This window comes from Streptomyces sp. HUAS MG91, assembly GCF_040529335.1.
In the GTDB taxonomy this organism is placed as follows: Bacteria; Actinomycetota; Actinomycetes; order Streptomycetales; family Streptomycetaceae; genus Streptomyces; species Streptomyces tabacisoli.
In genome coordinates, this window is sequence record NZ_CP159534.1 from 5697275 (window position 1) to 5721550 (window position 24276).

Annotated in this window: 23 protein-coding genes; all 23 read left to right on the forward strand. The window is 69.4% G+C overall.

Annotated features, from left to right (window positions below; genetic code table 11):
- Positions 1-10 precede the first annotated feature (10 nt).
- The 23 genes from lysA (at position 11) to ABII15_RS26240 (ending at position 24211) form a co-directional block, all read left to right on the forward strand.
- Positions 11-1402, forward strand: coding sequence for a diaminopimelate decarboxylase (lysA, locus tag ABII15_RS26130; RefSeq protein WP_353944718.1), 1392 nt, complete (start codon positions 11-13; stop codon positions 1400-1402).
- 123 nt (positions 1403-1525) lie between these two features.
- Positions 1526-2818, forward strand: a complete 1293-nt coding sequence (locus ABII15_RS26135) for a homoserine dehydrogenase (protein ID WP_353944719.1) — start codon at positions 1526-1528, stop codon at positions 2816-2818.
- A gap of 14 nt (positions 2819-2832) precedes the next feature.
- A complete protein-coding gene (thrC, locus tag ABII15_RS26140; protein WP_353947205.1) occupies positions 2833-3891 on the forward strand; it encodes a threonine synthase in 1059 nt (352 codons plus the stop codon).
- 282 nt (positions 3892-4173) lie between these two features.
- The gene (gene thrB, locus ABII15_RS26145; protein ID WP_353944720.1) at positions 4174-5091 is read left to right on the forward strand and encodes a homoserine kinase; all 918 of its coding nucleotides are present in this window, start codon (positions 4174-4176) and stop codon (positions 5089-5091) included.
- Between the two features lie 396 nt (positions 5092-5487).
- Positions 5488-7506, forward strand: a complete 2019-nt coding sequence (gene rho, locus ABII15_RS26150; RefSeq protein WP_353944721.1) for a transcription termination factor Rho — start codon at positions 5488-5490, stop codon at positions 7504-7506.
- A 293-nt stretch (positions 7507-7799) separates the two neighbouring features.
- The gene (locus ABII15_RS26155; RefSeq protein ID WP_353944722.1) at positions 7800-8900 is read left to right on the forward strand and encodes an LCP family protein; all 1101 of its coding nucleotides are present in this window, start codon (positions 7800-7802) and stop codon (positions 8898-8900) included.
- Between the two features lie 132 nt (positions 8901-9032).
- On the forward strand, positions 9033-9254 hold the full coding sequence (rpmE, locus tag ABII15_RS26160; RefSeq protein WP_018535357.1) for a 50S ribosomal protein L31: 222 nt from the start codon (positions 9033-9035) through the stop codon (positions 9252-9254).
- 109 nt (positions 9255-9363) lie between these two features.
- Complete coding sequence (gene prfA, locus ABII15_RS26165; RefSeq protein ID WP_353944723.1) at positions 9364-10440, forward strand: peptide chain release factor 1; 1077 nt, start codon at positions 9364-9366, stop codon at positions 10438-10440.
- Between the two features lie 37 nt (positions 10441-10477).
- Complete coding sequence (gene prmC / locus ABII15_RS26170) at positions 10478-11323, forward strand: peptide chain release factor N(5)-glutamine methyltransferase (RefSeq protein WP_353944724.1); 846 nt, start codon at positions 10478-10480, stop codon at positions 11321-11323.
- Positions 11324-11361: 38 nt separating this feature from the next.
- Positions 11362-12009 carry an L-threonylcarbamoyladenylate synthase gene (locus tag ABII15_RS26175; protein ID WP_353944725.1) on the forward strand — a complete coding sequence of 216 codons (648 nt, stop codon included), beginning with the start codon at positions 11362-11364 and terminating at the stop codon, positions 12007-12009.
- Positions 12010-12047: 38 nt separating this feature from the next.
- Positions 12048-12677 (forward strand): protein-tyrosine-phosphatase, encoded by a 630-nt coding sequence (locus tag ABII15_RS26180; protein WP_353947206.1) that lies wholly within the window; start codon positions 12048-12050, stop codon positions 12675-12677.
- A 101-nt stretch (positions 12678-12778) separates the two neighbouring features.
- Positions 12779-14035, forward strand: a complete 1257-nt coding sequence (gene glyA / locus ABII15_RS26185) for a serine hydroxymethyltransferase (RefSeq protein WP_353944726.1) — start codon at positions 12779-12781, stop codon at positions 14033-14035.
- 146 nt (positions 14036-14181) lie between these two features.
- Entirely contained in the window at positions 14182-15549 is a 1368-nt protein-coding gene (locus ABII15_RS26190) for an MraY family glycosyltransferase (protein ID WP_353944727.1), read from the forward strand.
- Between the two features lie 261 nt (positions 15550-15810).
- Positions 15811-16260: a hypothetical protein gene (locus ABII15_RS26195; RefSeq protein WP_353944728.1), complete on the forward strand. Its 450-nt coding sequence runs from the start codon at positions 15811-15813 to the stop codon at positions 16258-16260.
- Positions 16261-16533: 273 nt separating this feature from the next.
- The gene (gene atpB, locus ABII15_RS26200) at positions 16534-17304 is read left to right on the forward strand and encodes a F0F1 ATP synthase subunit A (RefSeq protein ID WP_351451318.1); all 771 of its coding nucleotides are present in this window, start codon (positions 16534-16536) and stop codon (positions 17302-17304) included.
- A gap of 78 nt (positions 17305-17382) precedes the next feature.
- A complete protein-coding gene (gene atpE, locus ABII15_RS26205) occupies positions 17383-17625 on the forward strand; it encodes an ATP synthase F0 subunit C (RefSeq protein WP_255975775.1) in 243 nt (80 codons plus the stop codon).
- A 38-nt stretch (positions 17626-17663) separates the two neighbouring features.
- Positions 17664-18212, forward strand: coding sequence for a F0F1 ATP synthase subunit B (locus tag ABII15_RS26210; protein ID WP_353944729.1), 549 nt, complete (start codon positions 17664-17666; stop codon positions 18210-18212).
- Entirely contained in the window at positions 18209-19030 is an 822-nt protein-coding gene (locus ABII15_RS26215) for a F0F1 ATP synthase subunit delta (protein ID WP_353944730.1), read from the forward strand. The genes ABII15_RS26210 and ABII15_RS26215 overlap by 4 nt, the downstream gene beginning before the upstream one ends.
- A 110-nt stretch (positions 19031-19140) precedes the next feature.
- The gene (gene atpA / locus ABII15_RS26220) at positions 19141-20733 is read left to right on the forward strand and encodes a F0F1 ATP synthase subunit alpha (protein ID WP_353944731.1); all 1593 of its coding nucleotides are present in this window, start codon (positions 19141-19143) and stop codon (positions 20731-20733) included.
- A 20-nt stretch (positions 20734-20753) separates the two neighbouring features.
- Positions 20754-21671 carry a F0F1 ATP synthase subunit gamma gene (locus ABII15_RS26225; RefSeq protein ID WP_353944732.1) on the forward strand — a complete coding sequence of 306 codons (918 nt, stop codon included), beginning with the start codon at positions 20754-20756 and terminating at the stop codon, positions 21669-21671.
- Positions 21671-23107: a F0F1 ATP synthase subunit beta gene (gene atpD / locus ABII15_RS26230; RefSeq protein ID WP_353944733.1), complete on the forward strand. Its 1437-nt coding sequence runs from the start codon at positions 21671-21673 to the stop codon at positions 23105-23107. The genes ABII15_RS26225 and atpD overlap by 1 nt, the downstream gene beginning before the upstream one ends.
- Positions 23108-23222: 115 nt before the next feature.
- Positions 23223-23597: a F0F1 ATP synthase subunit epsilon gene (locus ABII15_RS26235; RefSeq protein WP_353944734.1), complete on the forward strand. Its 375-nt coding sequence runs from the start codon at positions 23223-23225 to the stop codon at positions 23595-23597.
- A 158-nt stretch (positions 23598-23755) separates the two neighbouring features.
- On the forward strand, positions 23756-24211 hold the full coding sequence (locus tag ABII15_RS26240) for a DUF2550 domain-containing protein (protein ID WP_353944735.1): 456 nt from the start codon (positions 23756-23758) through the stop codon (positions 24209-24211).
- Positions 24212-24276: the final 65 nt, after the last annotated feature.

The window sequence follows — 24276 nt, forward strand, 5'->3', positions numbered from 1 at the left end:
AACCGAAGCCATGAGCCGTTCCGCACACCCCGCAGGCCCCCGGCACGCCGACGTCCTGCCCGAGGGGCACTACGCCGCCCCGCCCACCGACCTCAACGTCCTCGACCCCAAGGTCTGGTCGCGGACCGTGGCCCGCACCGCCGACGGCGGCACCACCGTCGGCGGTATCGAGGTCGCCCGGCTCGCCGAGGAGTTCGGTACCCCGGCCTACTTCCTCGACGAGTCCGACTTCCGCGCCCGCTGCGCCGCCTGGCGCGACGCCTTCGGGCCGGACGCCGACGTGTTCTACGCCGGGAAGGCGTTCCTGAGCCGGGCCGTCGTGCGGTGGCTGCACGAGGAAGGGCTGAACCTCGACGTCTGCTCCGGCGGGGAACTCGCCACCGCGCTCGCCGCCGGCATGCCCGCCGAGCGCATCGCCTTCCACGGCAACAACAAGACGGAGGAGGAGATCGAGCGCGCCGTCGCCGCCGGCGTCGGACGCATCGTCCTCGACTCCTTCCAGGAGATCGTCCGCGTCGCCCACATCGCCGACCGGCTCGGCAAGCGGCAGCGCGTGCAGATCCGGGTGACCGTCGGCGTCGAGGCGCACACCCACGAGTTCATCGCCACCGCGCACGAGGACCAGAAGTTCGGCATCGCGCTCGCGGGCGGGCAGGCGGCGGAAGCCGTGCGACGTGCGCTCAAGCTCGACGGTCTCGAGCTCATCGGCATCCACTCGCACATCGGGTCGCAGATCTTCGACATGGCCGGCTTCGAGGTCGCCGCGCGCCGCGTCGTCGGACTGCTCGCCGAGGTGCGCGACGAGCACGGCGTCGAGCTGCCCGAGATCGACCTCGGCGGCGGCCTCGGCATCGCGTACACCAGCGACGACGACCCCCGCGAGCCGCACGAGATCGCCAAGGCGCTCAACGAGATCGTGACCCGCGAGTGCGAGGCCGCCCAGCTGCGGACGCCGCGGATCTCCGTCGAGCCGGGGCGCGCCATCGTCGGCCCGACCGCCTTCACGCTCTACACCGTCGGCACCGTCAAGCCGCTCGACGGACTGCGGACGTACGTGTCCGTGGACGGCGGGATGTCCGACAACATCCGTACCGCGCTCTACGACGCCGAGTACACCGTCGCGCTCGTCTCCCGCCGCTCCGACGCCGAGCCCGTGCTCGTGCGCGTCGTCGGCAAGCACTGCGAGAGCGGCGACATCGTGGTGAAGGACGCCTTCCTGCCCGCGGACGTCGCGCCCGGCGACCTCATCGCCGTGCCGGCCACGGGCGCGTACTGCCGCTCCATGGCCAGCAACTACAACCACGCGCTCCGCCCGCCCGTCGTCGCCGTGCGCGACGGCGAGGCCCGGGTGATCGTGCGGCGCGAGACGGAGGAAGATCTCCTGCGTCTCGACGTCGGATAAATGAAATATCTGTCTCATCATCCGGACCGGGGGCAGAATCCCCGGTCCGGTAAGTGAGACTGGACCCACCGTAGGGATGTGGTGCGTAGTGCCATGTCGCAGTAGGAGAGGAAACGAGGTCGGATGATGCGTACGCGTCCGCTGAAGGTGGCGCTGCTGGGCTGTGGGGTCGTCGGCTCAGAGGTGGCGCGCATCATGACGACGCACGCCGACGACCTCGCCGCCCGCATCGGGGCCCCGGTCGAGCTCGCCGGCGTCGCCGTCCGCCGTCCCTCCAAGGTCCGCGAGGGGATCGACCCCGCCCTCGTGACCACGGACGCCACCGCGCTCGTCAAACGCGGCGACATCGACGTGGTCGTCGAAGTCATCGGAGGGATCGAGCCCGCCCGCACCCTCATCACCACCGCCTTCGAGCACGGCGCCTCCGTCGTCTCCGCCAACAAGGCGCTGCTCGCCCAGGACGGCGAGGCCCTGCACGCGGCCGCCGCCGAGCACGGGCGCGACCTGTACTACGAAGCCGCCGTCGCGGGCGCCATCCCGCTGATCCGGCCGCTGCGCGAGTCCCTCGCGGGCGACAAGGTCAACCGCGTCCTCGGGATCGTGAACGGCACGACGAACTTCATCCTCGACAAGATGGACTCGACCGGCGCCGGGTACCAGGAGGCGCTCGACGAGGCGACCGCCCTCGGGTACGCCGAGGCCGACCCGACCGCCGACGTCGAGGGCTTCGACGCCGCCGCCAAGGCCGCCATCCTCGCCGGGATCGCCTTCCACACGCGCGTACGTCTCGACGACGTGTACCGCGAGGGCATGACCGAGGTGACCGCCGCCGACTTCGCGTCCGCGAAGGAAATGGGCTGCACCATCAAGCTGCTCGCCATCTGCGAGCGGGCCGCCGACGGCCAGTCCGTCACCGCCCGCGTGCACCCGGCGATGATCCCGCTGAGCCACCCGCTGGCCTCCGTGCGCGGCGCGTACAACGCCGTGTTCGTCGAGGCCGACGCCGCGGGCCAGCTGATGTTCTACGGGCCCGGCGCCGGCGGCTCGCCGACCGCGTCCGCCGTCCTGGGCGACCTCGTCGCCGTCTGCCGCAACCGGCTGGGCGGCGCGACCGGACCCGGCGACTCCGCGTACACGCAGCTGCCCGTCTCCCCGATGGGCGACGTCGTGACGCGGTACCACATCAGCCTCGACGTGGCCGACAAGCCCGGCGTTCTCGCGCAGGTGGCGACGGTCTTCGCCGAGCACGGCGTCTCCATCGACACCGTGCGCCAGTCGGGGAAGGACGGCGAGGCCTCCCTCGTCGTCGTCACCCATCGCGCGGCGGACGCGGCCCTCACCGGGGTCGTGGACGCGCTGCGTCAGCTCGACACCGTGCGCGGTGTCGCCAGCATCATGCGTGTTGAAGGGGAGTAGCAGGGATGACCGGAATGACCCACCAGTGGCGCGGCATCATCGAGGAGTACCGGGACCGGCTCCCGGTGACCGACACCACGCCGGTCGTGACGCTGCGCGAGGGCGGCACGCCGCTCGTGCCCGCGCAGGTCCTCTCCGAGCGCCTCGGCTGCGAGGTCCACCTGAAGGTCGAGGGCGCCAACCCCACCGGCTCCTTCAAGGACCGCGGCATGACCATGGCCATCACCAAGGCCAAGGAGGAGGGCGCGCAGGCCGTCATCTGCGCCTCCACCGGCAATACGTCGGCCAGCGCGGCCGCGTACGCCGTGCGGGCGGGCATGGTCTGCGCCGTGCTCGTGCCCCGCGGCAAGATCGCGCTCGGCAAGATGGGCCAGGCGCTGGTCTACGGCTCGAAGATCCTCCAGGTCGACGGCAACTTCGACGACTGCCTGAACCTGGCCCGCAGCCTCTCCGAGAACTACCCGGTGGCGCTGGTCAACTCCGTCAACCCGTTCCGCATCGAGGGCCAGAAGACGGCCTCGTTCGAGATCGTGGACGCGCTCGGCGACGCGCCCGACATCCACGTCCTCCCGGTCGGCAACGCGGGCAACATCACGGCCTACTGGAAGGGCTACAAGGAGTACGCCGCCGACTCGGTGTCTTCGCGTACTCCTCGCATGTGGGGCTTCCAGGCCTCCGGCTCCGCGCCGATCGTGCGCGGCGAGGTCGTCAAGGACCCCTCGACGATCGCGACCGCAATCCGCATCGGGAACCCGGCGTCGTGGCAGCACGCGCTCGCCGCGCGTGACGAGTCCGGCGGTTTCATCGACGAGGTGACGGACCGTGAGATCCTGCGCGCCTACAAGCTGTTGGCGTCCCAGGAGGGTGTCTTCGTCGAGCCGGCGTCCGCCGCGTCCGTCGCCGGTCTGCTGAAGGCCGCCGAGCAGGGCAAGGTCGACAAGGGCCAGAAGATCGTCTGCACCGTGACGGGCAACGGCCTGAAGGACCCGGACTGGGCCGTCGCGGGCGCCCCGCAGCCGGTCACCGTCCCGGTCGACGCGGCCGCCGCCGCCGAGCGGCTCGGCCTCGCCTGAGTCCTCCTCCGGCGCTGACACACCGTCAACCGGACCTCTGCGCATACAGGGTGCACAGGGGGCTTACGACACGCATCGTGCGCCTCCTGTGCGCCCTATGTCGCCACAGAACCTTCCTTCGATAGGCTGTACCGAACCCGCCCACCGCATATGCAGCGGTGCCGCCGCCGTTCCGTCGTTTTCTCTTCTGATTCCGTCGTTCGCGGCCCGGGTGCCTCATAAAACATCGGAAGTCTCGGAAGTTCTCGAAACATCCCGCAGCTCAAGGAGAGTCATCGAGCGATGGCCGGTCCCGCGTTCCGCGCCGCCGCCGTCAGGGTGCGCGTCCCCGCCACCAGCGCCAATCTCGGCCCGGGCTTCGACAGCCTCGGCCTGTCGCTGGGGCTCTACGACGACGTGGTCGTCAGGGTCGCCGACTCCGGGCTGAACATCGACATCGCGGGTGAGGGCTCCGAGACCCTGCCGCGCGACGAGTCCCATCTGCTCGTACGGGCCCTGCGCACCGCCTTCGACGCGCTCGGCGGACAGCCGCGCGGCCTGGAGATCGTCTGCGCGAACCGCATCCCGCACGGCCGCGGCCTCGGCTCGTCCTCGGCCGCCATCGTCGCGGCCGTCGTCGCCGCGCGCGCCGTGACCATAGGCGGCGACACCCGGCTCGACGACGCCGCGCTGCTGGAACTCGCCACCGAGATCGAGGGCCACCCGGACAACGTGGCGCCCTGCCTGCTCGGCGGCTTCACCATCGCCTGGATGGAGAGCGGCGCGGGCCGGGCGATCCGCCTGGACGCCGCGGATTCCATCGTTCCGGTGGTTTTCGTCCCCGGGAAACCCGTCCTCACCGAGATGGCGCGAGGACTCCTGCCGCGCAGCGTCCCCCATGTGGACGCCGCGGCCAACGCGGGCCGGGCGGCCCTGCTCGTCGAGGCCCTCACCCGGCGCCCCGAGCTGCTGCTGCCGGCCACTGAAGACCGACTTCACCAGGAGTACCGCGCTCCGGCCATGCCGGAGAGCGCCGCCCTCGTGGAGCGGCTGCGGGCGGACGGTGTCCCCGCAGTGATCTCCGGGGCGGGGCCGACGGTCCTCGCCCTGGTGGAGGACGGCGCGGCCGACAAGGTCGCCCGGCTGGCCGGAGAGGGATGGGCGGCCAATCGCCTGGCCCTCGACGTCGACGGAGCGAGCGTGCTGCCGCTTGGCTCCTGACACACGGTTGCCGGATGAGAGAGGGGGAATGTTTGTTGGATCCGGTAGTGTTAACCTCAAACCTGCACCCGACCCCACCATGGCGAGGTGCTGTGTGTCCCCGTCCGGGACAACCATTCTTCCGGGAGCCTCCCCAGCAATTCATCGCGATGCCGTCGCCTGTCGACAGCTCGCGCTGAACGTTGCCGAGCTTGCTCCGGAACCGGCGTGACCGTTCCGCGTGACACGGAAATTCAGTGCACCCGCGGAATCCGGAATCGCTGCCACCAATGAATTCTTCCGCCTCTTCGGCGGACAACCGCCCCGGCACGGTCCGTACCGAGAGGACCACCGCCGGACAGCACAACCGGTCGCCGAGCCAGACAGGCCGACGTCCGCTCCAGGGAAGGACCCTTCGTGAGCGACACCACCGATCTGATGGGCGTGACTGCCGACAGCTCCGCTGCCGCGCCCGCAGCGTCTGCAGGGGACGCCTCTGCTACGCCTGCCCGGCGGCGCCGCGGTACCGGCCTCGACGGCATGGTGCTGGCCGAGCTGCAGCAGGTCGCATCGGGCCTCGGTATCAGGGGGACTGCGCGGATGCGCAAGAGCCAGCTGATCGAGGTCATCAAGGAGGCGCAGGCCGGTGGCGGTGCCCCGGCGAAGAGCGCCGACACCGCCGAGGCCAAGCCGAAGCGCCGGGCCACCTCGAAGGCCCGTACCGGCGACGAGCCCGCGGCCGACACCAAGGCGGAGAAGGCCGAGTCCGGCGCCGCCAAGGCCGAGAAGGCCGAGTCGGGTGCTGTGAAGGCGAAGAAGGCCGTCGCCCAGCAGCAGATCGACATCCCGGGCCAGGGTGCCGGGGACGAGCAGCCCGCGGGTGAGCGCCGCCGCCGGCGCGCGACCGCCGAGGCGGGCAGCCCGGAGACGGTCACCGCCGAGGCCAAGGCCGAGTCCAAGCAGGACGGCGGCCAGGGCGGCGACAACGGCCAGGACAACGGCGGCAACGAGGGCCGGCGCGAGCGCCGCGACCGTCGGGACCGCGGTGGCCGCGACCGTGACCGCCGGGGCGGCAAGGGTGACGGCGGCCAGGACGGCGGCGGCAACAAGGACCAGGGCGGCGGTGGCAACCGCCAGCAGCAGGGTGGCCGCCAGGACCGCAACAACGGCCCGCAGGACGACTTCGACGACGAGGCGGGCGGCCGTCGTGGCCGGCGCGGGCGCTACCGCGACCGCCGTGGCCGCCGTGGCCGCGACGAGGGCTTCGGCAACGAGCCGCAGGTGTCCGACGACGACGTGCTGATCCCCGTCGCCGGCATCCTCGACATCCTCGACAACTACGCGTTCATCCGTACGTCGGGCTACCTCCCCGGTCCCAACGACGTCTACGTGTCGCTGGCCCAGGTCCGCAAGAACGGCCTGCGCAAGGGTGACCACGTCACCGGTGCCGTGCGCCAGCCCAAGGAGGGCGAGCGCCGCGAGAAGTTCAACGCGCTGGTCCGCCTCGACTCGGCGAACGGCATGGGGGCCGAATCCGGCCGCGGACGCCCGGAGTTCAACAAGCTCACCCCGCTCTACCCGCAGGACCGGCTCCGCCTGGAGACCGACCCGGGCGTGCTCACGACCCGGATCATCGACCTTGTCGCGCCGATCGGCAAGGGCCAGCGCGGTCTGATCGTGGCCCCGCCGAAGACCGGCAAGACCATGATCATGCAGGCGATCGCCAACGCGATCACGCACAACAACCCCGAGTGCCACCTGATGGTCGTCCTGGTCGACGAGCGTCCGGAAGAGGTCACCGACATGCAGCGGTCGGTCAAGGGCGAGGTCATCTCCTCGACCTTCGACCGTCCGGCCGAGGACCACACGACCGTCGCCGAGCTGGCCATCGAGCGCGCCAAGCGTCTCGTGGAGCTGGGTCACGACGTCGTCGTGCTGCTCGACTCGATCACCCGTCTGGGCCGCGCGTACAACCTCGCCGCCCCGGCCTCCGGCCGCATCCTGTCCGGTGGTGTCGACTCGACGGCCCTGTACCCCCCGAAGCGCTTCTTCGGCGCCGCGCGCAACATCGAGGACGGCGGCTCGCTGACCATCCTCGCCACCGCGCTCGTCGACACCGGGTCCCGCATGGACGAGGTGATCTTCGAGGAGTTCAAGGGCACGGGCAACGCCGAGCTCAAGCTCGACCGCAAGCTCGCCGACAAGCGCATCTTCCCGGCGGTGGACGTCGACGCGTCCGGCACCCGCAAGGAAGAGATCCTGCTCGGCAGCGACGAGCTCGCCATCACCTGGAAGCTGCGCCGCGTGCTGCACGCGCTCGACCAGCAGCAGGCGATCGAGCTGCTGCTCGACAAGATGAAGCAGACGAAGTCCAACGCGGAGTTCCTGCTCCAGATCCAGAAGACGACGCCGACGCCGGGCAACGGCAACGACTGATCGTCGTACGTCCTTCAGGGCTGGGCCCCGCCGCTTCGTGCGGCGGGGCCCAGCCCTTTTCGTCCCGGTCCCCGGAGACCTTCACCACATGCATAAGAATTCGGGCCCTTTGTGAAGCATGTAGGGGGCACGGGCAAAAGCGCAGGTGGGAGGGGTTAGGGACCTTAGTCCCGTTACGTTCCGTAAGGAGAAGTGTTCGCTGCGGAGACAGTTGGCTGTGCAACCCTTCTTGGCGATTCGCCGTCACACCAGGTGAGGGCCACAGTGGAGCTGACAGACCCAGCGAGGGACAGATGCCGGACCGTGACAGCACGCCCGGGCGCCGACGCGCCAAGGGGCGCCGCCGCAAGCCGCGCAGCGGACGCAGTAAGGCGCTGCGCGTAGCGGCATGGAGCGCGGCGGGCATCGTCGTCCTCGGCGGTACCGGTCTCGGGTACGTCTACTTCAAGCTCGACGGCAACATCAAGAGCGTGGACATCAACGCGGCGCTGGGCACGGACCGCCCGCAGAACGTGGACAACGGCTCGCAGGACATCCTGGTCCTCGGCTCCGACAGCCGCGCCGGGGCCAACAAGAAGGCCGGCGGCGGGCAGGACGACGGCTCGGCCCGCTCCGACACCGCGATGATCGTCCACATCTACAAGGGCCACAAGAAGGCCGGCGTGGTCTCCATACCCAGGGACACGCTCATCGACCGGCCCGAGTGCACCGCAGCCGACGGCACCGTGCACCAGGCGGCCCGCCAGGTCATGTTCAACTCCGCCTACTCGACGGGCGGCGCGGCCTGCGCGGTCAAGACCGTCGAGTCGGTGACCGGCATCCGCATGGACCACTACGTCGAGGTCGACTTCAGCGGCTTCGAGCAGCTCATCGACGACCTCGGCGGCGTCGATGTCACCACCACCAAGGCGATCGACGACCCCGACAGCCACCTCACGCTCGACGCGGGCACCCACACGCTCGACGGCAAGCAGGCCCTCGGCCTCGTCCGCACCCGGCACGGCGTCGGCGACGGCAGCGACCTGGGCCGCATCCAGCTCCAGCAGGCGTTCATGAAGGCCCTCATGGACCAGCTGAAGAGCGTCGGCGTCTTCACCAACCCCAAGAAGCTGTACGACCTCGCGAACACCGCCACCAAGTCCGTGACCACGGACTCGGACCTCGCCTCGGTGAAGGACCTGGCCTCGTTCGCGAACGGGCTCAAGGGCATCGGCTCGAACGACATGAACATGGTCACGCTGCCGGTGCAGTACGACACCGCGGACGCCAACCGCGTCCTGGTCGACCAGGCCAAGGCCGACCAGGTCTGGAAGGCGCTCAAGGCCGACCGGACCATCCCGAAGTCGGCCGGCGAGGGCACCGCCACCGGCCAGGCCGACGGCGTCGTGAAGTAGCGGGGAATACTTCCGGCCCCACCCCGGTTTTGGGGGATGCGGCCAGTGCTGGCAGACTGGTACGTCGGCTCCGGTTCACGCTCCCGCAATCCGCGGCGGCGACCCGGCGCCCTCCCGAACCTAGGAGACACCTTGAAGCGCGACATCCACCCCGAGTACGTCGAGACGCAGGTCAGCTGCACCTGTGGCGCGTCGTTCACCACGCGGAGCACCATCGACTCCGGCACCATCCGTGCCGAGGTCTGCTCCGAGTGCCACCCGTTCTACACGGGCAAGCAGAAGATCCTCGACACCGGTGGCCGTGTGGCCCGCTTCGAGGCCCGCTTCGGCAAGGCTGCCGCTGCCAAGAAGTAGCGAGGCTCCAGCGCCGGTCTCCGGTGTCCCTGTTTTCCGCGGGGACACCGGGACCGGCGCTTTGCGGTGCAGCCCCTTTTTTTGACCCCCGTACCAGCAGGAGCCGGAGATGTTCGAGGCCGTCGAGGACCTGATCGGTGAGCACGCCGATCTGGAGAAGAAGCTCGCTGACCCGTCGGTCCACGCCGACCAGGCCAACGCGCGCAAGCTGAACAAGCGCTACGCCGAGCTGACCCCGATCGTCTCGACGTACCGCTCCTGGAAGCAGACCGGGGACGACATCGAGACGGCCCGGGAGCTCGCCGCCGACGACCCCGACTTCGCCGCCGAGGTCAAGGAGCTGGAGAAGTCGCGCGAGGAGATCACCGAGAAGCTGCGGCTTCTGCTGGTGCCCCGCGACCCCTCCGACGACAAGGACGTCATCCTCGAGGTCAAGGCCGGCGCGGGCGGCGACGAGTCCGCCCTGTTCGCCGGCGACCTGCTGCGCATGTATCTGCGGTACGCCGAGCGCGTCGGCTGGAAGACCGAGATCATCGACGCCACCGAGTCCGAACTGGGCGGCTACAAGGACGTCCAGGTCGCCGTGAAGACCAAGGGCGGCAACGGCGCGACCGAGCCCGGCCAGGGCGTCTGGGCCCGCCTGAAGTACGAGGGCGGCGTGCACCGCGTGCAGCGTGTGCCCTCGACCGAGTCGCAGGGCCGCATCCACACCTCCGCCGCCGGCGTGCTCGTCACGCCCGAGGCCGAGGAGGTCGACGTCGAGATCCACGCCAACGACCTGCGCATCGACGTGTACCGCTCGTCGGGCCCCGGCGGCCAGTCCGTCAACACGACCGACTCCGCCGTGCGCATCACGCACATCCCCACCGGCGTCGTCGCTTCCTGCCAGAACGAGAAGAGCCAGCTGCAGAACAAGGAGCAGGCGATGCGTATCCTGCGCTCCAGGCTCCTCGCAGCGGCGCAGGAGGAAGCGGAGAAGGAAGCCGCGGACGCCCGCCGCAGCCAGGTCCGCACCGTCGACCGCTCCGAGAAGATCCGTACCTACAACTTCCCGGAGAACCGCATCTCGGACCACCGCGTGGGCTTCAAGGCCTACAACCTGGACCAGGTGCTCGACGGCGACCTCGACGCCGTCATCCAGGCGTGCGTCGACGCGGACTCGGCCGCCAAGCTCGCCGCCGCGTAAGACCCCCACGCACACAGCTCAGCCCCGGAGGACCAGCGTGAACCTGCTGCTCGCGGAAGTGGCCCAGGCCACCCAGCGGCTGGCCGACGCCGGCGTGCCCTCGCCGCGCAACGACGCGGAGGAGCTCGCCGCGTTCGTGCACGGCGTCAAGCGGGGCGAGCTGCACACCGTCAAGGACCGTGACTTCGACGCCCGGTACTGGGAGGTCATCGCCCGCCGCGAGGCGCGCGAGCCGCTCCAGCACATCACCGGGCTCGCCTACTTCCGCTACCTGGAACTCCAGGTCGGGCCCGGCGTCTTCGTGCCGCGCCCCGAGACGGAGTCGGTCGTCGGGTGGGCCATAGACGCCGTGCGCGCCATGGACGTCGTCGAGCCGCTGATCGTCGATCTGTGCACCGGCTCCGGCGCCATCGCCCTCGCGCTCGCGCAGGAGGTGCCGCGCTCGCGCGTGCACGCCGTGGAGCTGTCCGAGGACGCCCTCAAATGGACGCGGAAGAACGTCGAGGGGTCCAGGGTCGACCTGCGCCAGGGAGACGCTCTGGACGCCTTCCACGACCTCGACGGCCAGGTCGACCTCGTCGTCTCCAACCCGCCCTACATCCCGCTCACCGAGTGGGAGTACGTGGCGCCCGAGGCCCGCGACTACGACCCCGACCTCGCCCTGTTCTCCGGCGAGGACGGCCTCGACCTGATCCGCGGCATCGAGCGCACCGCCCACCGTCTCCTGCGCCCCGGCGGCGTCGTCGTCATCGAGCACGCCGACACCCAGGGCGGCCAGGTGCCGTGGATCTTCACCGAGGAGCGGGGCTGGGCGGATGCCGCAGACCACCCGGACCTCAACAACCGGCCGCGGTTCGCGACCGCCCGCAGGGCGACGCCGTGACCGATCCCCGTTACGTACTTGAGCAGGAGGCCCGCTAAATGGCACGGCGTTACGACACCAACGACGCGACCGACCGCATCACCGGTCTGCGCGAAGCCGCGTCCGCCGTCCGCCGCGGCGAGCTGGTCGTACTCCCCACCGACACCGTCTACGGCATCGGCGCCGACGCGTTCTCGCCGGAGTCGGTCGGTGACCTGCTGGAGGCCAAGGGCCGCGGCCGCAACATGCCCACCCCGGTGGTCATCCCCTCCCCGAACACCCTGCACGGCCTCGTCACGGACTTCTCCGAGCTGGCCTGGGAGCTGGTCGACGCCTTCTGGCCGGGCGGCCTCACCCTCGTCGCCAAGCACCAGCCGTCGCTCCAGTGGGACCTCGGCGAGACCCGGGGCACCGTCGCGGTGCGCATGCCGCTGCACCCCGTCGCCATCGAACTGCTCACCGAGGTCGGCCCGCTGGCCCTGTCCTCGGCGAACCTCACCGGACACCCCTCGCCCGAGACCTGCGACGCCGCGCAGGAGATGCTCGGCGACTCCGTCTCCGTCTACCTCGACGGCGGCCCCACCCCCGGCAACATCCCCTCCTCCATCGTCGACGTGACCGGTCCCGTGCCGGTCCTGCTGCGCGCGGGCGCGCTCAGCGCCGACGAGCTGCGCAAGGTGGTACCCGACCTCGAGGTGGCGAATTGACAGCCCCTGAGACGGGGCGTGGCATAGGCACCGAGTCCATCCCGTACGGGGAGCCTCTGGTGCTCCCCGGCGACTCCTTCCGCATCCTCCACGTCAGCACCGGAAACGTCTGCCGCTCGCCGATCACCGAGCGGCTGACCCGGCATGCCCTCGCGGCCCGGCTCGGCGAGCGGGTGGCCGGCGGGCTCATCGTGGAGAGCGCGGGAACCTGGGGCCACGAGGGTGCCCCCATGGAGGCCAACGCCGAGGCGGTCCTGGCGGACTTCGGCGCGGACGCCTCCGGCTTCGTGGGGCGCGAGCTCCTCGACGACCACGTCATAAGAGCCGACCTGGTGCTGACCGCGACCCGCGACCACCGTGCCCAGGTCATCTCCATGGGGCACAGCGCGGGCCTGCGCACGTTCACCCTCAAGGAGTTCACCCGGCTCGTGCGGGCCATAGACCCGGCGACCCTGCCCGACCCGGTCGAGGCCGGTGTGGTCGAGCGCGCGCGGTCCCTGGTGCGGGCCGCGGCCGCTCTACGCGGGTGGCTTCTCGCGCCGAGCGTCGAGGCCGACGAGGTGTACGACCCGTACGGGGCGCCGCTGCCGTTCTTCCGGTCGGTCGGCTCGGAGATCAGCGAGGCGCTGGATCCGGTGGTCTCGGCCCTCACGGGCGTACCCAAGTAGGTGCCGCGGCGGAGCCGCACATCGACGCTTCCCCGCGCCCCTTTCGGGCCTCGGATCTAGGCTGTGAGACACACAGCCCTCCGCGAGGCCCGGAGCCGCACATGCCGGTGATCAGTGAACCCGACGCGCTCGAAGCACTGCGCCGCCAGGATCCCGAGCTCGCCGAGGTCATCCTCGGAGAGGCCGAGCGGCAGGCGGACGGCCTCCAGCTGATCGCCGCCGAGAACTTCGTCTCGCCCGCCGTCCTGGCCGCCCTCGGCTCACCGCTCGCCAACAAGTACGCGGAGGGCTATCCCGGCGCCCGTCACCACGGCGGCTGCGAGATCGTCGACGTGGCCGAGCGGATGGCCGTGGAGCGCGCCCAGGCCCTCTTCGGGGCCGCGCACGTCAACGTACAGGCACATTCCGGCTCGTCGGCCGTGCTGGCCGCCTACGCGGTCCTGCTGCGCCCCGGAGACACCGTCCTGGCGATGGGCCTGGCCGCGGGCGGCCACCTCACCCACGGCTCACCTGCCAACTTCTCGGGCCGCTGGTTCGACTTCGTGTCCTACGGCGTCGATCCCGAGACCGGGCTCATCGACCTCGACGAGGTCCGCGCGCTGGCCCGCGCCCACCGCCCCAAGGCGATCGTCTGCGGCTCGATCTCCTATCCCCGGCACATCGACTACGCCGCCTTCCGGGACATCGCCGACGACGTGGGCGCGCACCTCATCGCGGACGCCGCGCACCCCATCGGGCTCGTCGCCGGGGGAGCGGCCCCGAACCCGGTCCCGTACGCCGACATCGTCTGCGCCACCACGCACAAGGTGCTGCGCGGCCCGCGCGGCGGCATGCTGCTGTGCGGCGCCGAGCTGGCGGACCGGGTGGACCGGGCGGTCTTCCCGTTCACGCAGAGCGGCGCCCAGATGCACACCATCGCCGCCAAGGCCGTCGCGTTCGGCGAGGCGGCCACCCCCGCCTTCACGGGGTACGCGCACCAGGTCGTCGCCAACGCCCGGGTGCTGGCCGCGGCCCTGGAGGCGGAGGGGTTCGCCGTCACCACGGGCGGCACCGACACCCATCTGGTCACCGTCGACCCCGCGCCGCTCGGCGACGGCGTCGGCGTCGACGGACGCACCGCCCGCGGCCGGCTGGCCTCGGCGGGCATGGTCCTGGACACCTGCGCGCTGCCGTACGGCGAGGGCCGCGGCCTGCGCCTGGGCACCGCCGCCGTCACCACCCAGGGCATGGGCGAGACCGAGATGGCCCGCATCGCGGTGCTCCTCTCGGGTGTCGTGCGCGACGCCTTCGACGTACGCGCCGTCCGCGAGGAGGTCCGTGAACTGGCCCGGAGATTTCCCCCGTATCCGGGCGGATGAGGGGTAGACGCACGGGCGGAGCGGTGGCGGTGCGGGCCGGAACCGTCACTCGTGCAACGATCGTCGCTACCCGTAAGTCCCCGACCCCATGCACACGAAGCTAGGGTGTGGGGCTGAGATGGCCAGCGATACCTGTGGGGAAGCCCGTGCGTGAATACCTGCTGACGCTCTGCATCACGGCCGCGGTGACCTATCTGCTCACAGGCCCGGTGCGGAAGTTCGCGATCGTGGCCGGCGCCATGCCGGAGATCCGGGCACGTGACGTGCACCGGGAGCCCACGCCGCGGCTCGGCGGTATCGCCATGTTCTTCGGCCTGTGCGCGGGTCTGCTGGTCGCCGACCACCTGAGCAACCTGGACCAGGTCTTCGATTCGTCGAACGAGCCGAGAGCCCTGCTGTCGGGTGCCGCGCTGATCTGGCTGATCGGCGTCCTGGACGACAAGTTCGAGATCGACGCCCTGATCAAGCTGGGCGGCCAGATGATCGCCGCGGGCGTCATGGTCATGCAGGGTCTGACGATCCTGTGGCTGCCGATCCCCGGCGTCGGCACGGTCTCCCTGACCCAGTGGCAGGGCACGCTGCTCACCGTCGCGCTCGTGGTCATCACGATCAACGCCGTGAACTTCGTCGACGGCCTCGACGGGCTCGCGGCCGGCATGGTCTGCATCGCTGCGGCGGCGTTCTTCCTGTACGCGTACCGGATCTGGTACGGCTACGGCATCGAGTCGGCGGCCCCCGCCACGCTCTTCGCGGCGATCCTGATGGGTATGTGCCTGGGCTTCCTGCCGCACAACATGCATCCGGCGCGCATCTTCATGGGCGACTCGGGGTCGATGCTGATCGGGCTCGTGCTCGCCGCGGGCGCCATCTCCATCACGGGCCAGGTCGACCCGGACGCCCTGAAGCTGAACCTGGGCGGCTCGACCCGGGACGCCACCCACGCGATGCTCCCGGTCTTCATCCCGCTGGTGATGCCGCTGACGATCATCGCGATCCCGTTCGCGGACCTGGTCCTCGCGATCGTGCGCCGCACGTGGAACGGGCAGTCGCCGTTCGCCGCCGACCGCGGGCACCTGCACCACCGGCTCCTGGAGATCGGTCACTCGCACTCCCGCGCGGTGCTGATCATGTACTTCTGGTCGGCGCTCATCGCCTTCGGCGCGGTCGCGTACTCGGTGCACTCCGCGTCCGGGATGTGGGTCATGCTCGGCGTCGTCGCCCTGAGCTTCGTCGGTCTGGTGCTGCTGCTGTTGCCGCGCTTCACGCCGCACACCCCGCGCTGGGCGGAGCGTCTCGTGCCGCCGCGCTACCGGCGCCGCCGGGCCACCGCCGGGGAGGCGTCGGCCACCTCCGCGGGTGAGGTGTCCGCCACGGACATGCGTGACGAAAAGCGCGAAGAAGACGAAAGCGGCGAAGGCGATCGCACGCCGATTCCCGCAGGAGTCAACGGAGCGACGGCAATTGGCGCCCGTTCGCGCTTCACCGATCGGCGGAAGGCTGGTTCGTCGCGCTGACGCGGCGTGCCAAAAGGCCCCAATACCAGACAAGTTGATGGCGTAGGCGCGCAGACGCGCACTGTCACTCTCATGTGTGACAGCGAGCACACCATCTAGGTAAAGACCGCATCAAATAGTTTGTGATACCGTTCACGAAACCCGGGGATAGAGCCGAAAGACCGGAGTGCGACGGTCCCTTGGCCCGAAATTCCCTCTCGGCCCCGGACTACGCTCGTCCATGACGACACCCTGCCCCCATCAATAAGCGGAGCTGCCGCCATGCCGTCCAACGACGCACGGACCCTTTTGCAGGCCCTCGTACCCACCGCCATCGCCGGCGTGATTGCCGCGGTGATCAGTGGTGTGCTTGCGGGCGGCAAGGGTGTCATCGGTGCGGTGGTCGGCACGCTGCTCGTCATCGCGTTCATGGGGATCGGGCAAATCGTTCTGTATCGGACGGCAAAATCGCTTCCGCAGCTGTTCCAGGCGATGGGCATGATGCTCTACGTCGCCCAGCTCCTGCTGCTTCTGATCTTCGTGGCTGTCTTCAAGAACACCACGCTGTTCAACCCCCGGGCCTTCGCCGCCACCCTCGTGGCCGTGACCGTCGTGTGGATGGGTTTTCAGGCCCGTGCCCACCTCAAGGCGAAGGTCTTCTACGTCGATCCCGATACGACGAACGGCTCTGACAAGAGCGAGAACCCTGAGAAGACCGGGTCTTCGTCGTGAAGGGTAGGGGCGCGATAAAGGGGCGGTTGAGTTACTGCTATCGTCCGGTGCCAACTGCGGCATCGCGGGCGCGGGCATTCGAGCTGACGCCTGCACGATCGCGAGGCTCAAAGCCTGCCCGCCGCCCCCACACCCGAAACACCAGACCGGTGCCGACCCGCGGCTGCGCGCCGCACCGACACAACGAGGTTGCCGTACTTATGCGTCACGCCGAAGGAGCCCGCGGTGAGTGCTGACACGACCCAGCTCGCGTTTGACTGGAGCTGTCGGATCATGTCCGACAACGGGTGTGGCTTCCCGGCGCCGGGCCTGCACTCCTTCCTCTTCCAGCCGATGTTCACCGTCGGCGGGTTCGAGTTCAACAAGGTGATGCTCCTCGCCCTGCTGACCTCCCTCGTGGTCGTGAGCTTCTTCTACGCCGCGTTCGGCCGCGCCAAGGTGGTCCCGGGCAAGACCCAGATGATCGCCGAGGCCGGTTACGACTTCGTGCGCCGCAGCATCGTCTACGAGACGCTCGGCAAGCGCGAGGGCGAGAAGTACGTCCCGCTCATGGTCTCGCTGTTCTTCTTCGTGTGGATCATGAACGTGTGGTCCGTGATCCCGCTGGCGCAGTTCCCGGTCGCCTCGGTCATCGCGTACCCGGCCGTCCTGGCCCTGATCGTCTACGTTCTCTGGGTCTCGCTGACCTTCAAGCGCCACGGCTTCGTGGGCGGTTGGAAGAACATCGTCGGCTACGACGCCTCGCTCGGCCCGATCAAGTGGCTCGTCTCGTTCATCGAGTTCTTCTCGAACCTGCTGGTCCGTCCGTTCACCCACGCGGTGCGACTGTTCGCCAACATGTTCGCCGGCCACCTCATGCTCGTGATGTTCACGGTCGCCTCCTGGTACCTGCTGAACGGCTGGATGATCCCGGCCGCGGGCGTCTCCTTCGTCATGACGATCGTCATGATCCTCTTCGAGCTTTTCGTGCAGGCGGTCCAGGCGTACGTCTTCGTGCTCCTCGCCTGCTCGTACATCCAGGGCGCGCTCGCCGAGCACCACTGAGCCAACCCGCCCCGCAGTACCCCCGATTCGTCCGGTGGCCAACCCCCACCGGCCCTTGAAAGAGAAGGAAGAACCGGCATGTCCGCTCTCCAGACCCTCGCCGCCGAAGGCCTCCACGGCTCCACTGGTTCGATCGGTTACGGCCTTGCCGCCATCGGCCCCGGCATCGGCGTCGGCATCGTCTTCGGTAAGGGCACCGAGGCGCTCGCCCGCCAGCCCGAAGCCGCTGGTCTGATCCGCGCCAACCAGATCCTGGGCTTCGCCTTCTGTGAGGCGCTCGCCCTCATCGGCATCGTTATGCCGTTCGTGTTCGGTAAGTGATCACCCCTTACTGACACTTTTCGACGAAAGGCACTGATGTGATCGCCAACCTGGTTGCACTCGCGGCCGAGGAGGAGCAGAACCCGCTCATCCCGCCCGGCCCCGAGCTGCTCGTCGGCACCCTTGCCTTCGCCATCGTCTTCTTCTTCTTCGCCAAGAAGCTCCTCCCGCGTATCAACAAGACGCTGGAAGAGCGCCACGCGCTGATCGAAGGCGGTATCGAGAAGGCGGAGGCCGCTCAGACCGAGGCACAGAGCGTTCTTGAGCAGTACAAGGCTCAGCTCGCCGAGGCCCGGCACGAGGCCGCGCGGCTGCGCCAGGAGGCGCAGGAGCAGGGCGCCACGCTCATCGCCGAGATGCGTGCGGAAGGCCAGCGGCAGCGTGAGGAGATCATCGCCGCGGGTCACGCCCAGATCGAGGCCGACCGCAAGGCCGCCGCTCAGTCGCTGCGTCAGGACGTCGGCCAGCTGGCCACCGACCTGGCCGGCAAGCTGGTCGGCGAGTCGCTCGACGACTACGCCCGGCAGTCGCGCACGATCGACCGCTTCCTCGGTGAGCTCGAGGAGAAGGCAGAGGCTGCTCGATGACCGCCCACGGAGCGAGCCGCGAGGCCCTCGTCGCCGCGCGTGAGCGTCTTGACGCGCTGACCGACTCCACGTCGGTCGACGCCAAGGCGCTCGCCGGTGACCTGGCCGCGGTGACGGCGCTGCTGGACCGTGAGGTCTCGCTGCGCCGGGTTCTCACCGACCCGGCGCAGGCCGCCGAGGCCAAGGCCGAGCTCGCGGGCCGGCTGCTCGGCGGCCAGGTCAGCGGCGAGGCCGTCGACCTGGTGTCCGGTCTGGTCCGCTCCCGGTGGTCGGCCTCGCGCGACCTGGTCGACTCCCTCGAGGAGCTGGCCAACACCGCGGACCTCACCGCGGCGCAGAAGAGCGGTGAACTCGACGACGTCGAGGACGAGCTGTTCCGGTTCGACCGGATCGTCTCCTCCAACGCCGAGCTCCGTGCCGCCCTGACCGACAAGGGCGCCTCGGGCAAGCTGCGCGGTGACCTCGTCAAGCAGCTTCTCGGCGGGCGGGCCAAGCCCACCACCGAGCGCCTCGTCGAGCGTCTTGTGACCGTGCCGCGTGGACGTAGCCTTGAAGGGGGACTCGAGTCCCTCTCCAAGCTCGCCGCGGAGCGCCGGGAGCGCATGGTGGCCGTCGTCACGACGGCGGTGCCGCTGACCGACCAGCAGAAGCAGCGCCTGGGCGACGCCCTCGCGAAGCTCTACGGGCGTCGGATGCACCTGAACCTGGACGTGGACCCCGGGGTCCTCGGCGGGATCAAGGTGCAGGTCGGCGACGAGGTCATCAACGGCTCCATCGCGGACCGCATCGAGGACGCCAGCCGCCGCATGGCCGGCTGACACCTCACACGTACAACTACGGCCCTAGTTGGGCCGTGCAGAGGATTCCTGGGGGCTGACCCCAGACCCCAAGAACACTTCGGGCCCAACAAGGAGAGCAGGGAACCCAGATGGCGGAGCTCACGATCCGGCCGGAGGAGATCCGGGACGCGCTGGAGAACTTTGTCCAGGCGTACAAGCCGGACGCGGCCTCGCGCGAGGAGGTCGGTACGGTCACCCTTGCCGGCGACGGCATCGCGAAGGTCGAGGGTCTCCCCTCGGCCATGGCCAACGAACTGCTGAAGTTCGAGGACGGCACCCTCGGCCTCGCGCTCAACCTGGAAGAGCGCGAGATCGGCGCCATCGTCCTCGGTGAGTTCAGCGGCATCGAGGAGGGTCAGCCGGTCACGCGTACCGGCGAGGTCCTGTCCGTCGGTGTCGGCGAGGGCTACCTGGGTCGCGTCGTCGACCCGCTCGGCAACCCGATCGACGGTCTCGGCGACATCGAGACGTCCGGCCGCCGCGCCCTTGAGCTGCAGGCCCCCACGGTCATGCAGCGCAAGTCGGTGCACGAGCCGATGGAGACCGGCTACAAGGCCGTCGACGCGATGACCCCGATCGGCCGTGGCCAGCGTCAGCTGATCATCGGTGACCGTCAGACCGGCAAGACCGCCCTGGCCGTCGACACGATCATCAACCAGCGCGACAACTGGCGCACCGGCGACCCGTCGAAGCAGGTCCGCTGCGTCTACGTCGCCATCGGTCAGAAGGGTTCCACCATCGCCTCCGTGCGTGGTGCCCTGGAAGAGGCCGGCGCGCTGGAGTACACGACCATCGTCGCCGCCCCGGCGTCCGACCCGGCCGGCTTCAAGTACCTGGCGCCGTACACCGGTTCGGCCATCGGCCAGCAGTGGATGTACGAGGGCAAGCACGTCCTCATCATCTTCGACGACCTCTCGAAGCAGGCCGACGCCTACCGCGCCGTGTCCCTGCTGCTGCGCCGCCCGCCGGGGCGCGAGGCCTACCCGGGTGACGTCTTCTACCTGCACTCGCGTCTGCTCGAGCGCTGCGCGAAGCTCTCGGACGAGCTCGGTGCCGGTTCGATGACGGGTCTGCCGATCGTCGAGACGAAGGCCAACGACGTCTCCGCGTTCATCCCGACCAACGTCATCTCCATCACCGACGGCCAGTGCTTCCTGGAGTCGGACCTCTTCAACGCCGGTCAGCGCCCCGCGCTGAACGTCGGTATCTCCGTCTCCCGAGTCGGTGGTTCCGCGCAGCACAAGGCGATGAAGCAGGTCTCCGGCCGTCTCCGCCTCGACCTGGCCCAGTACCGCGAGCTGGAGGCGTTCGCCGCCTTCGGTTCCGACCTGGACGCCGCGTCGAAGTCGCAGCTGGAGCGCGGTCAGCGTCTGGTCGAGCTGCTCAAGCAGGCTCAGTACCAGCCGATGCCGACCGAGGACCAGGTCGTCTCCGTCTGGGCCGGCACCACCGGCAAGATGGACGATGTCCCGGTCGCCGACATCCGCCGCTTCGAGAAGGAGCTCCTGGAGCACCTGCACCGCAAGGAGCAGGGCCTCATGACCTCCATCAAGGAGGGCGGCAAGATGTCGGACGACACCCTCACCGCTGTTGCCGACGCCATCGTCGAGTTCAAGAAGCAGTTCGAGACCTCGGACGGGAAGCTTCTCGGCGAGGACGCTCCGGCCGCCGCCGGTAAGTGACGACGGAAGGGACCTGACTCATGGGAGCCCAGCTCCGGGTCTACAAGCGTCGCATCCGATCCGTCACCGCGACCAAGAAGATCACCAAGGCGATGGAGATGATCGCCGCCTCGCGCGTCGTCAAGGCGCAGCGCAAGGTGGCGGCCTCCACGCCGTACGCGACCGAGCTCACGCGCGCGGTCACGGCGGTGGGGACCGGGTCGAACACCAAGCACCCGCTGACGACCGAGGCCGAGACGGCGACCCGGGTCGCGGTTCTGCTCCTCACGAGCGACCGCGGTCTGGCCGGCGCCTTCAACTCGAACGCGATCAAGGCCGCGGAGCAGCTCACCGAGCGGCTCGTGGCCGAGGGCAAGGAGGTCGACACGTACATCGTCGGCCGCCGTGGTCTGGCCCACTACAACTTCCGCGAGCGCAAGGTCGTGGAGTCGTGGTCGGGCTTCACCGACGAGCCCACGTACGCGGACGCCAAGAAGGTCGCGGGCCCGCTGATCGAGGCCATCGAGAAGGAGACGGCGGAGGGCGGCGTGGATGAACTCCACATCGTCTACACCGAGTTCATCTCGATGATGACGCAGTCGGCGATCGACAGCCGCCTGCTGCCGCTCAGCCTCGAAGAGGTGGCGGAGGAGTCGGCGTCGAAGGACGAGATTCGTCCGCTGTACGACTTCGAGCCGTCGGCGGAGGACGTCCTCGACGCCCTGCTGCCGCGCTACGTCGAGAGCCGTATCTACAACGCGCTGCTCCAGTCGGCTGCCTCCAAGCACGCCGCCACGCGCCGCGCGATGAAGTCGGCGACCGACAACGCGGGAGAGCTGATCAACACGCTCTCCCGACTTGCCAACGCGGCCCGCCAGGCCGAAATCACCCAGGAAATCAGCGAGATCGTCGGTGGCGCCAGCGCCCTGGCCGACGCGAACGCGGGGAGTGACAAGTAATGACGACCACTGTTGAGACCGCGACGGCCACGGGCCGCGTCGCCCGGGTCATCGGCCCGGTCGTCGACGTGGAGTTCCCCGTCGACGCGATGCCGGAGATCTACAACGCGCTGCACGTCCAGGTGGCCGACCCGGCCAAGGACGGCGAGAAGAAGACCCTGACGCTCGAGGTCGCCCAGCACCTCGGTGACGGCCTGGTCCGCGCCATCTCCATGCAGCCCACCGACGGTCTGGTCCGCCAGGCCCCGGTGACCGACACCGGTGCCTCGATCACCGTTCCCGTCGGCGACTTCACCAAGGGCAAGGTGTTCAACACCCTCGGCGAGGTGCTGAACACGGACGAGAAGTACACGGGCGAGCGCTGGGGCATCCACCGCAAGGCTCCGAACTTCGACGAGCTCGAGTCGAAGACCGAGATGTTCGAGACCGGCATCAAGGTCGTCGACCTTCTCACCCCGTACGTCAAGGGTGGAAAGATCGGCCTGTTCGGCGGTGCCGGCGTCGGCAAGACGGTGCTCATCCAGGAGATGATCTACCGCGTCGCCAACAACCACGACGGTGTCTCCGTGTTCGCCGGTGTCGGTGAGCGCACCCGTGAGGGCAACGACCTCATCGAGGAAATGGCCGACTCGGGCGTCATCGACAAGACCGCGCTGGTCTTCGGCCAGATGGACGAGCCGCCGGGCACCCGTCTGCGCGTGGCCCTCGCGGGTCTGACCATGGCGGAGTACTTCCGCGATGTGCAGAAGCAGGACGTGCTGTTCTTCATCGACAACATCTTCCGCTTCACGCAGGCCGGTTCCGAGGTCTCCACGCTGCTCGGCCGCATGCCGTCCGCCGTGGGTTACCAGCCGAACCTGGCCGACGAGATGGGCCTCCTCCAGGAGCGCATCACGTCGACCCGTGGTCACTCGATCACCTCGATGCAGGCGATCTACGTCCCTGCGGACGACCTGACCGACCCGGCCCCGGCCACCACGTTCGCCCACCTCGACGCGACGACGGTTCTCTCCCGTCCGATCTCCGAGAAGGGCATCTACCCGGCCGTGGACCCGCTGGACTCCACGTCCCGCATCCTGGACCCGCGCTACATCGCGGCGGACCACTACAACACGGCCATGCGTGTGAAGACGGTCCTCCAGAAGTACAAGGACCTCCAGGACATCATCGCGATCCTCGGTATCGACGAGCTCGGCGAGGAGGACAAGCTCACTGTCCACCGCGCCCGTCGCGTGGAGCGCTTCCTGTCCCAGAACACCCACGTCGCCAAGCAGTTCACCGGCGTCGACGGGTCGGACGTCCCGCTGGACGAGTCGATCACGGCCTTCAACGCGATCATCGACGGCGAGTACGACCACTTCCCGGAGCAGGCGTTCTTCCTCTGCGGTGGCATCGAGGACCTCAAGGCCAACGCCAAGGAGCTCGGCGTCTCCTGAGCCTCGTAGCTCATGGGAGGGCCGGGGCGTGTCCCGGCCCTCCCGCAACGCCCACTAGACTTTGACCCAACACCCGGCAGTGGATGCCGCCGGGTGGTGACCCGAGGAGCCCACCTTGGCTGCTGAGCTGCACGTCGAGCTCGTCGCCGCGGACCGCAGTGTCTGGTCCGGCGAGGCCACCCTGGTCGTCGCGCGTACCACGTCCGGCGACATCGGCGTCATGCCCGGTCACCAGCCGCTGCTCGGTGTGCTGGAGTCGGGCCCGGTGACGATCCGCACGAGCGACGGTGGAACGGTCGTGGCGGCTGTCCACGGCGGTTTCGTCTCGTTCGCGGACGACAAGCTGTCGCTGCTGGCCGAGATCGTCGAGCTGTCGGACGAGATCGATGTCCAGCGGGCGGAGCGGGCGCTGGAGCGCGCGAAGTCGGACGCCGACGCGTCCGCCGAGCGTCGCGCCGACGTCCGACTGCGTGCGGTGGCGGCGCGCTGACCCCAGCGAGCCCTGTGACGTACCTCAGCCGCGGCCCAGGCCGGAGATGACCTCCGGACCGGGTCGCGGCTGAGGCGATCTCCACCCGTTTTTGCTGTTCCGTTATCAGGCGTTTGATCGGTCGAGAAGTTCCTTGAGAGACGAGGAGGTCGGTGCAGATGGTCCTCGTTCTCGTGCTGTGCGTAGTCGCGGTCGTCGTACTCGTACTGCTGGGATTGTTCGTCTTCGGCCTGCGGCGCCGGCTGATCCAGCGCTCGGGCGGCACCTTCGACTGCTCGCTGCGGTGGGACGCTCCCGCGCCGGACGCCGTGGACACCTCCGGCAAGGGGTGGGGGTACGGGATCGCGCGCTACAACGGGGACCGGATCGAGTGGTTCCGGGTGTTCTCGTACGCGCCGCGGCCCCGGCGGATTCTTGAGCGGGCCGCCATCGAGGTGACCGGGCGCCGGGCGCCCGAGGGTGAAGAGGAGCTGGCGCTCCTGTCCGATGCGATCGTGCTGGCCTGTACGCATCGGGGGGCCCGTCTCGAGCTGGCCATGAGCGAGGACGCGCTGACCGGTTTCCTGGCGTGGCTGGAGGCGGCGCCGCCCGGGCAGCGGGTGAACGTGGCGTGATCCGCGACTGACGGCATGGAGAAGCCGGGCGCACGGGGGGCGTTCCCGTGGGCCCGGCTTCGTTT

Coding starts and splice junctions, on each gene's coding strand:
- atpA (WP_353944731.1), top strand. CDS start 19,141: ATGGCGGAGCTCACGATCCGGCCGGAGGAGATCCGGGACGCGCTGGAG.
- glyA (WP_353944726.1), top strand. CDS start 12,779: ATGCCGGTGATCAGTGAACCCGACGCGCTCGAAGCACTGCGCCGCCAG.
- lysA (WP_353944718.1), top strand. CDS start 11: ATGAGCCGTTCCGCACACCCCGCAGGCCCCCGGCACGCCGACGTCCTG.
- ABII15_RS26215 (WP_353944730.1), top strand. CDS start 18,209: ATGACCGCCCACGGAGCGAGCCGCGAGGCCCTCGTCGCCGCGCGTGAG.
- atpD (WP_353944733.1), top strand. CDS start 21,671: ATGACGACCACTGTTGAGACCGCGACGGCCACGGGCCGCGTCGCCCGG.
- thrB (WP_353944720.1), top strand. CDS start 4,174: ATGGCCGGTCCCGCGTTCCGCGCCGCCGCCGTCAGGGTGCGCGTCCCC.
- ABII15_RS26135 (WP_353944719.1), top strand. CDS start 1,526: ATGATGCGTACGCGTCCGCTGAAGGTGGCGCTGCTGGGCTGTGGGGTC.
- ABII15_RS26195 (WP_353944728.1), top strand. CDS start 15,811: ATGCCGTCCAACGACGCACGGACCCTTTTGCAGGCCCTCGTACCCACC.
- prfA (WP_353944723.1), top strand. CDS start 9,364: ATGTTCGAGGCCGTCGAGGACCTGATCGGTGAGCACGCCGATCTGGAG.
- ABII15_RS26155 (WP_353944722.1), top strand. CDS start 7,800: ATGCCGGACCGTGACAGCACGCCCGGGCGCCGACGCGCCAAGGGGCGC.
- ABII15_RS26175 (WP_353944725.1), top strand. CDS start 11,362: ATGGCACGGCGTTACGACACCAACGACGCGACCGACCGCATCACCGGT.
- ABII15_RS26240 (WP_353944735.1), top strand. CDS start 23,756: ATGGTCCTCGTTCTCGTGCTGTGCGTAGTCGCGGTCGTCGTACTCGTA.
- ABII15_RS26225 (WP_353944732.1), top strand. CDS start 20,754: ATGGGAGCCCAGCTCCGGGTCTACAAGCGTCGCATCCGATCCGTCACC.
- atpB (WP_351451318.1), top strand. CDS start 16,534: ATGTCCGACAACGGGTGTGGCTTCCCGGCGCCGGGCCTGCACTCCTTC.
- atpE (WP_255975775.1), top strand. CDS start 17,383: ATGTCCGCTCTCCAGACCCTCGCCGCCGAAGGCCTCCACGGCTCCACT.
- thrC (WP_353947205.1), top strand. CDS start 2,833: ATGACCCACCAGTGGCGCGGCATCATCGAGGAGTACCGGGACCGGCTC.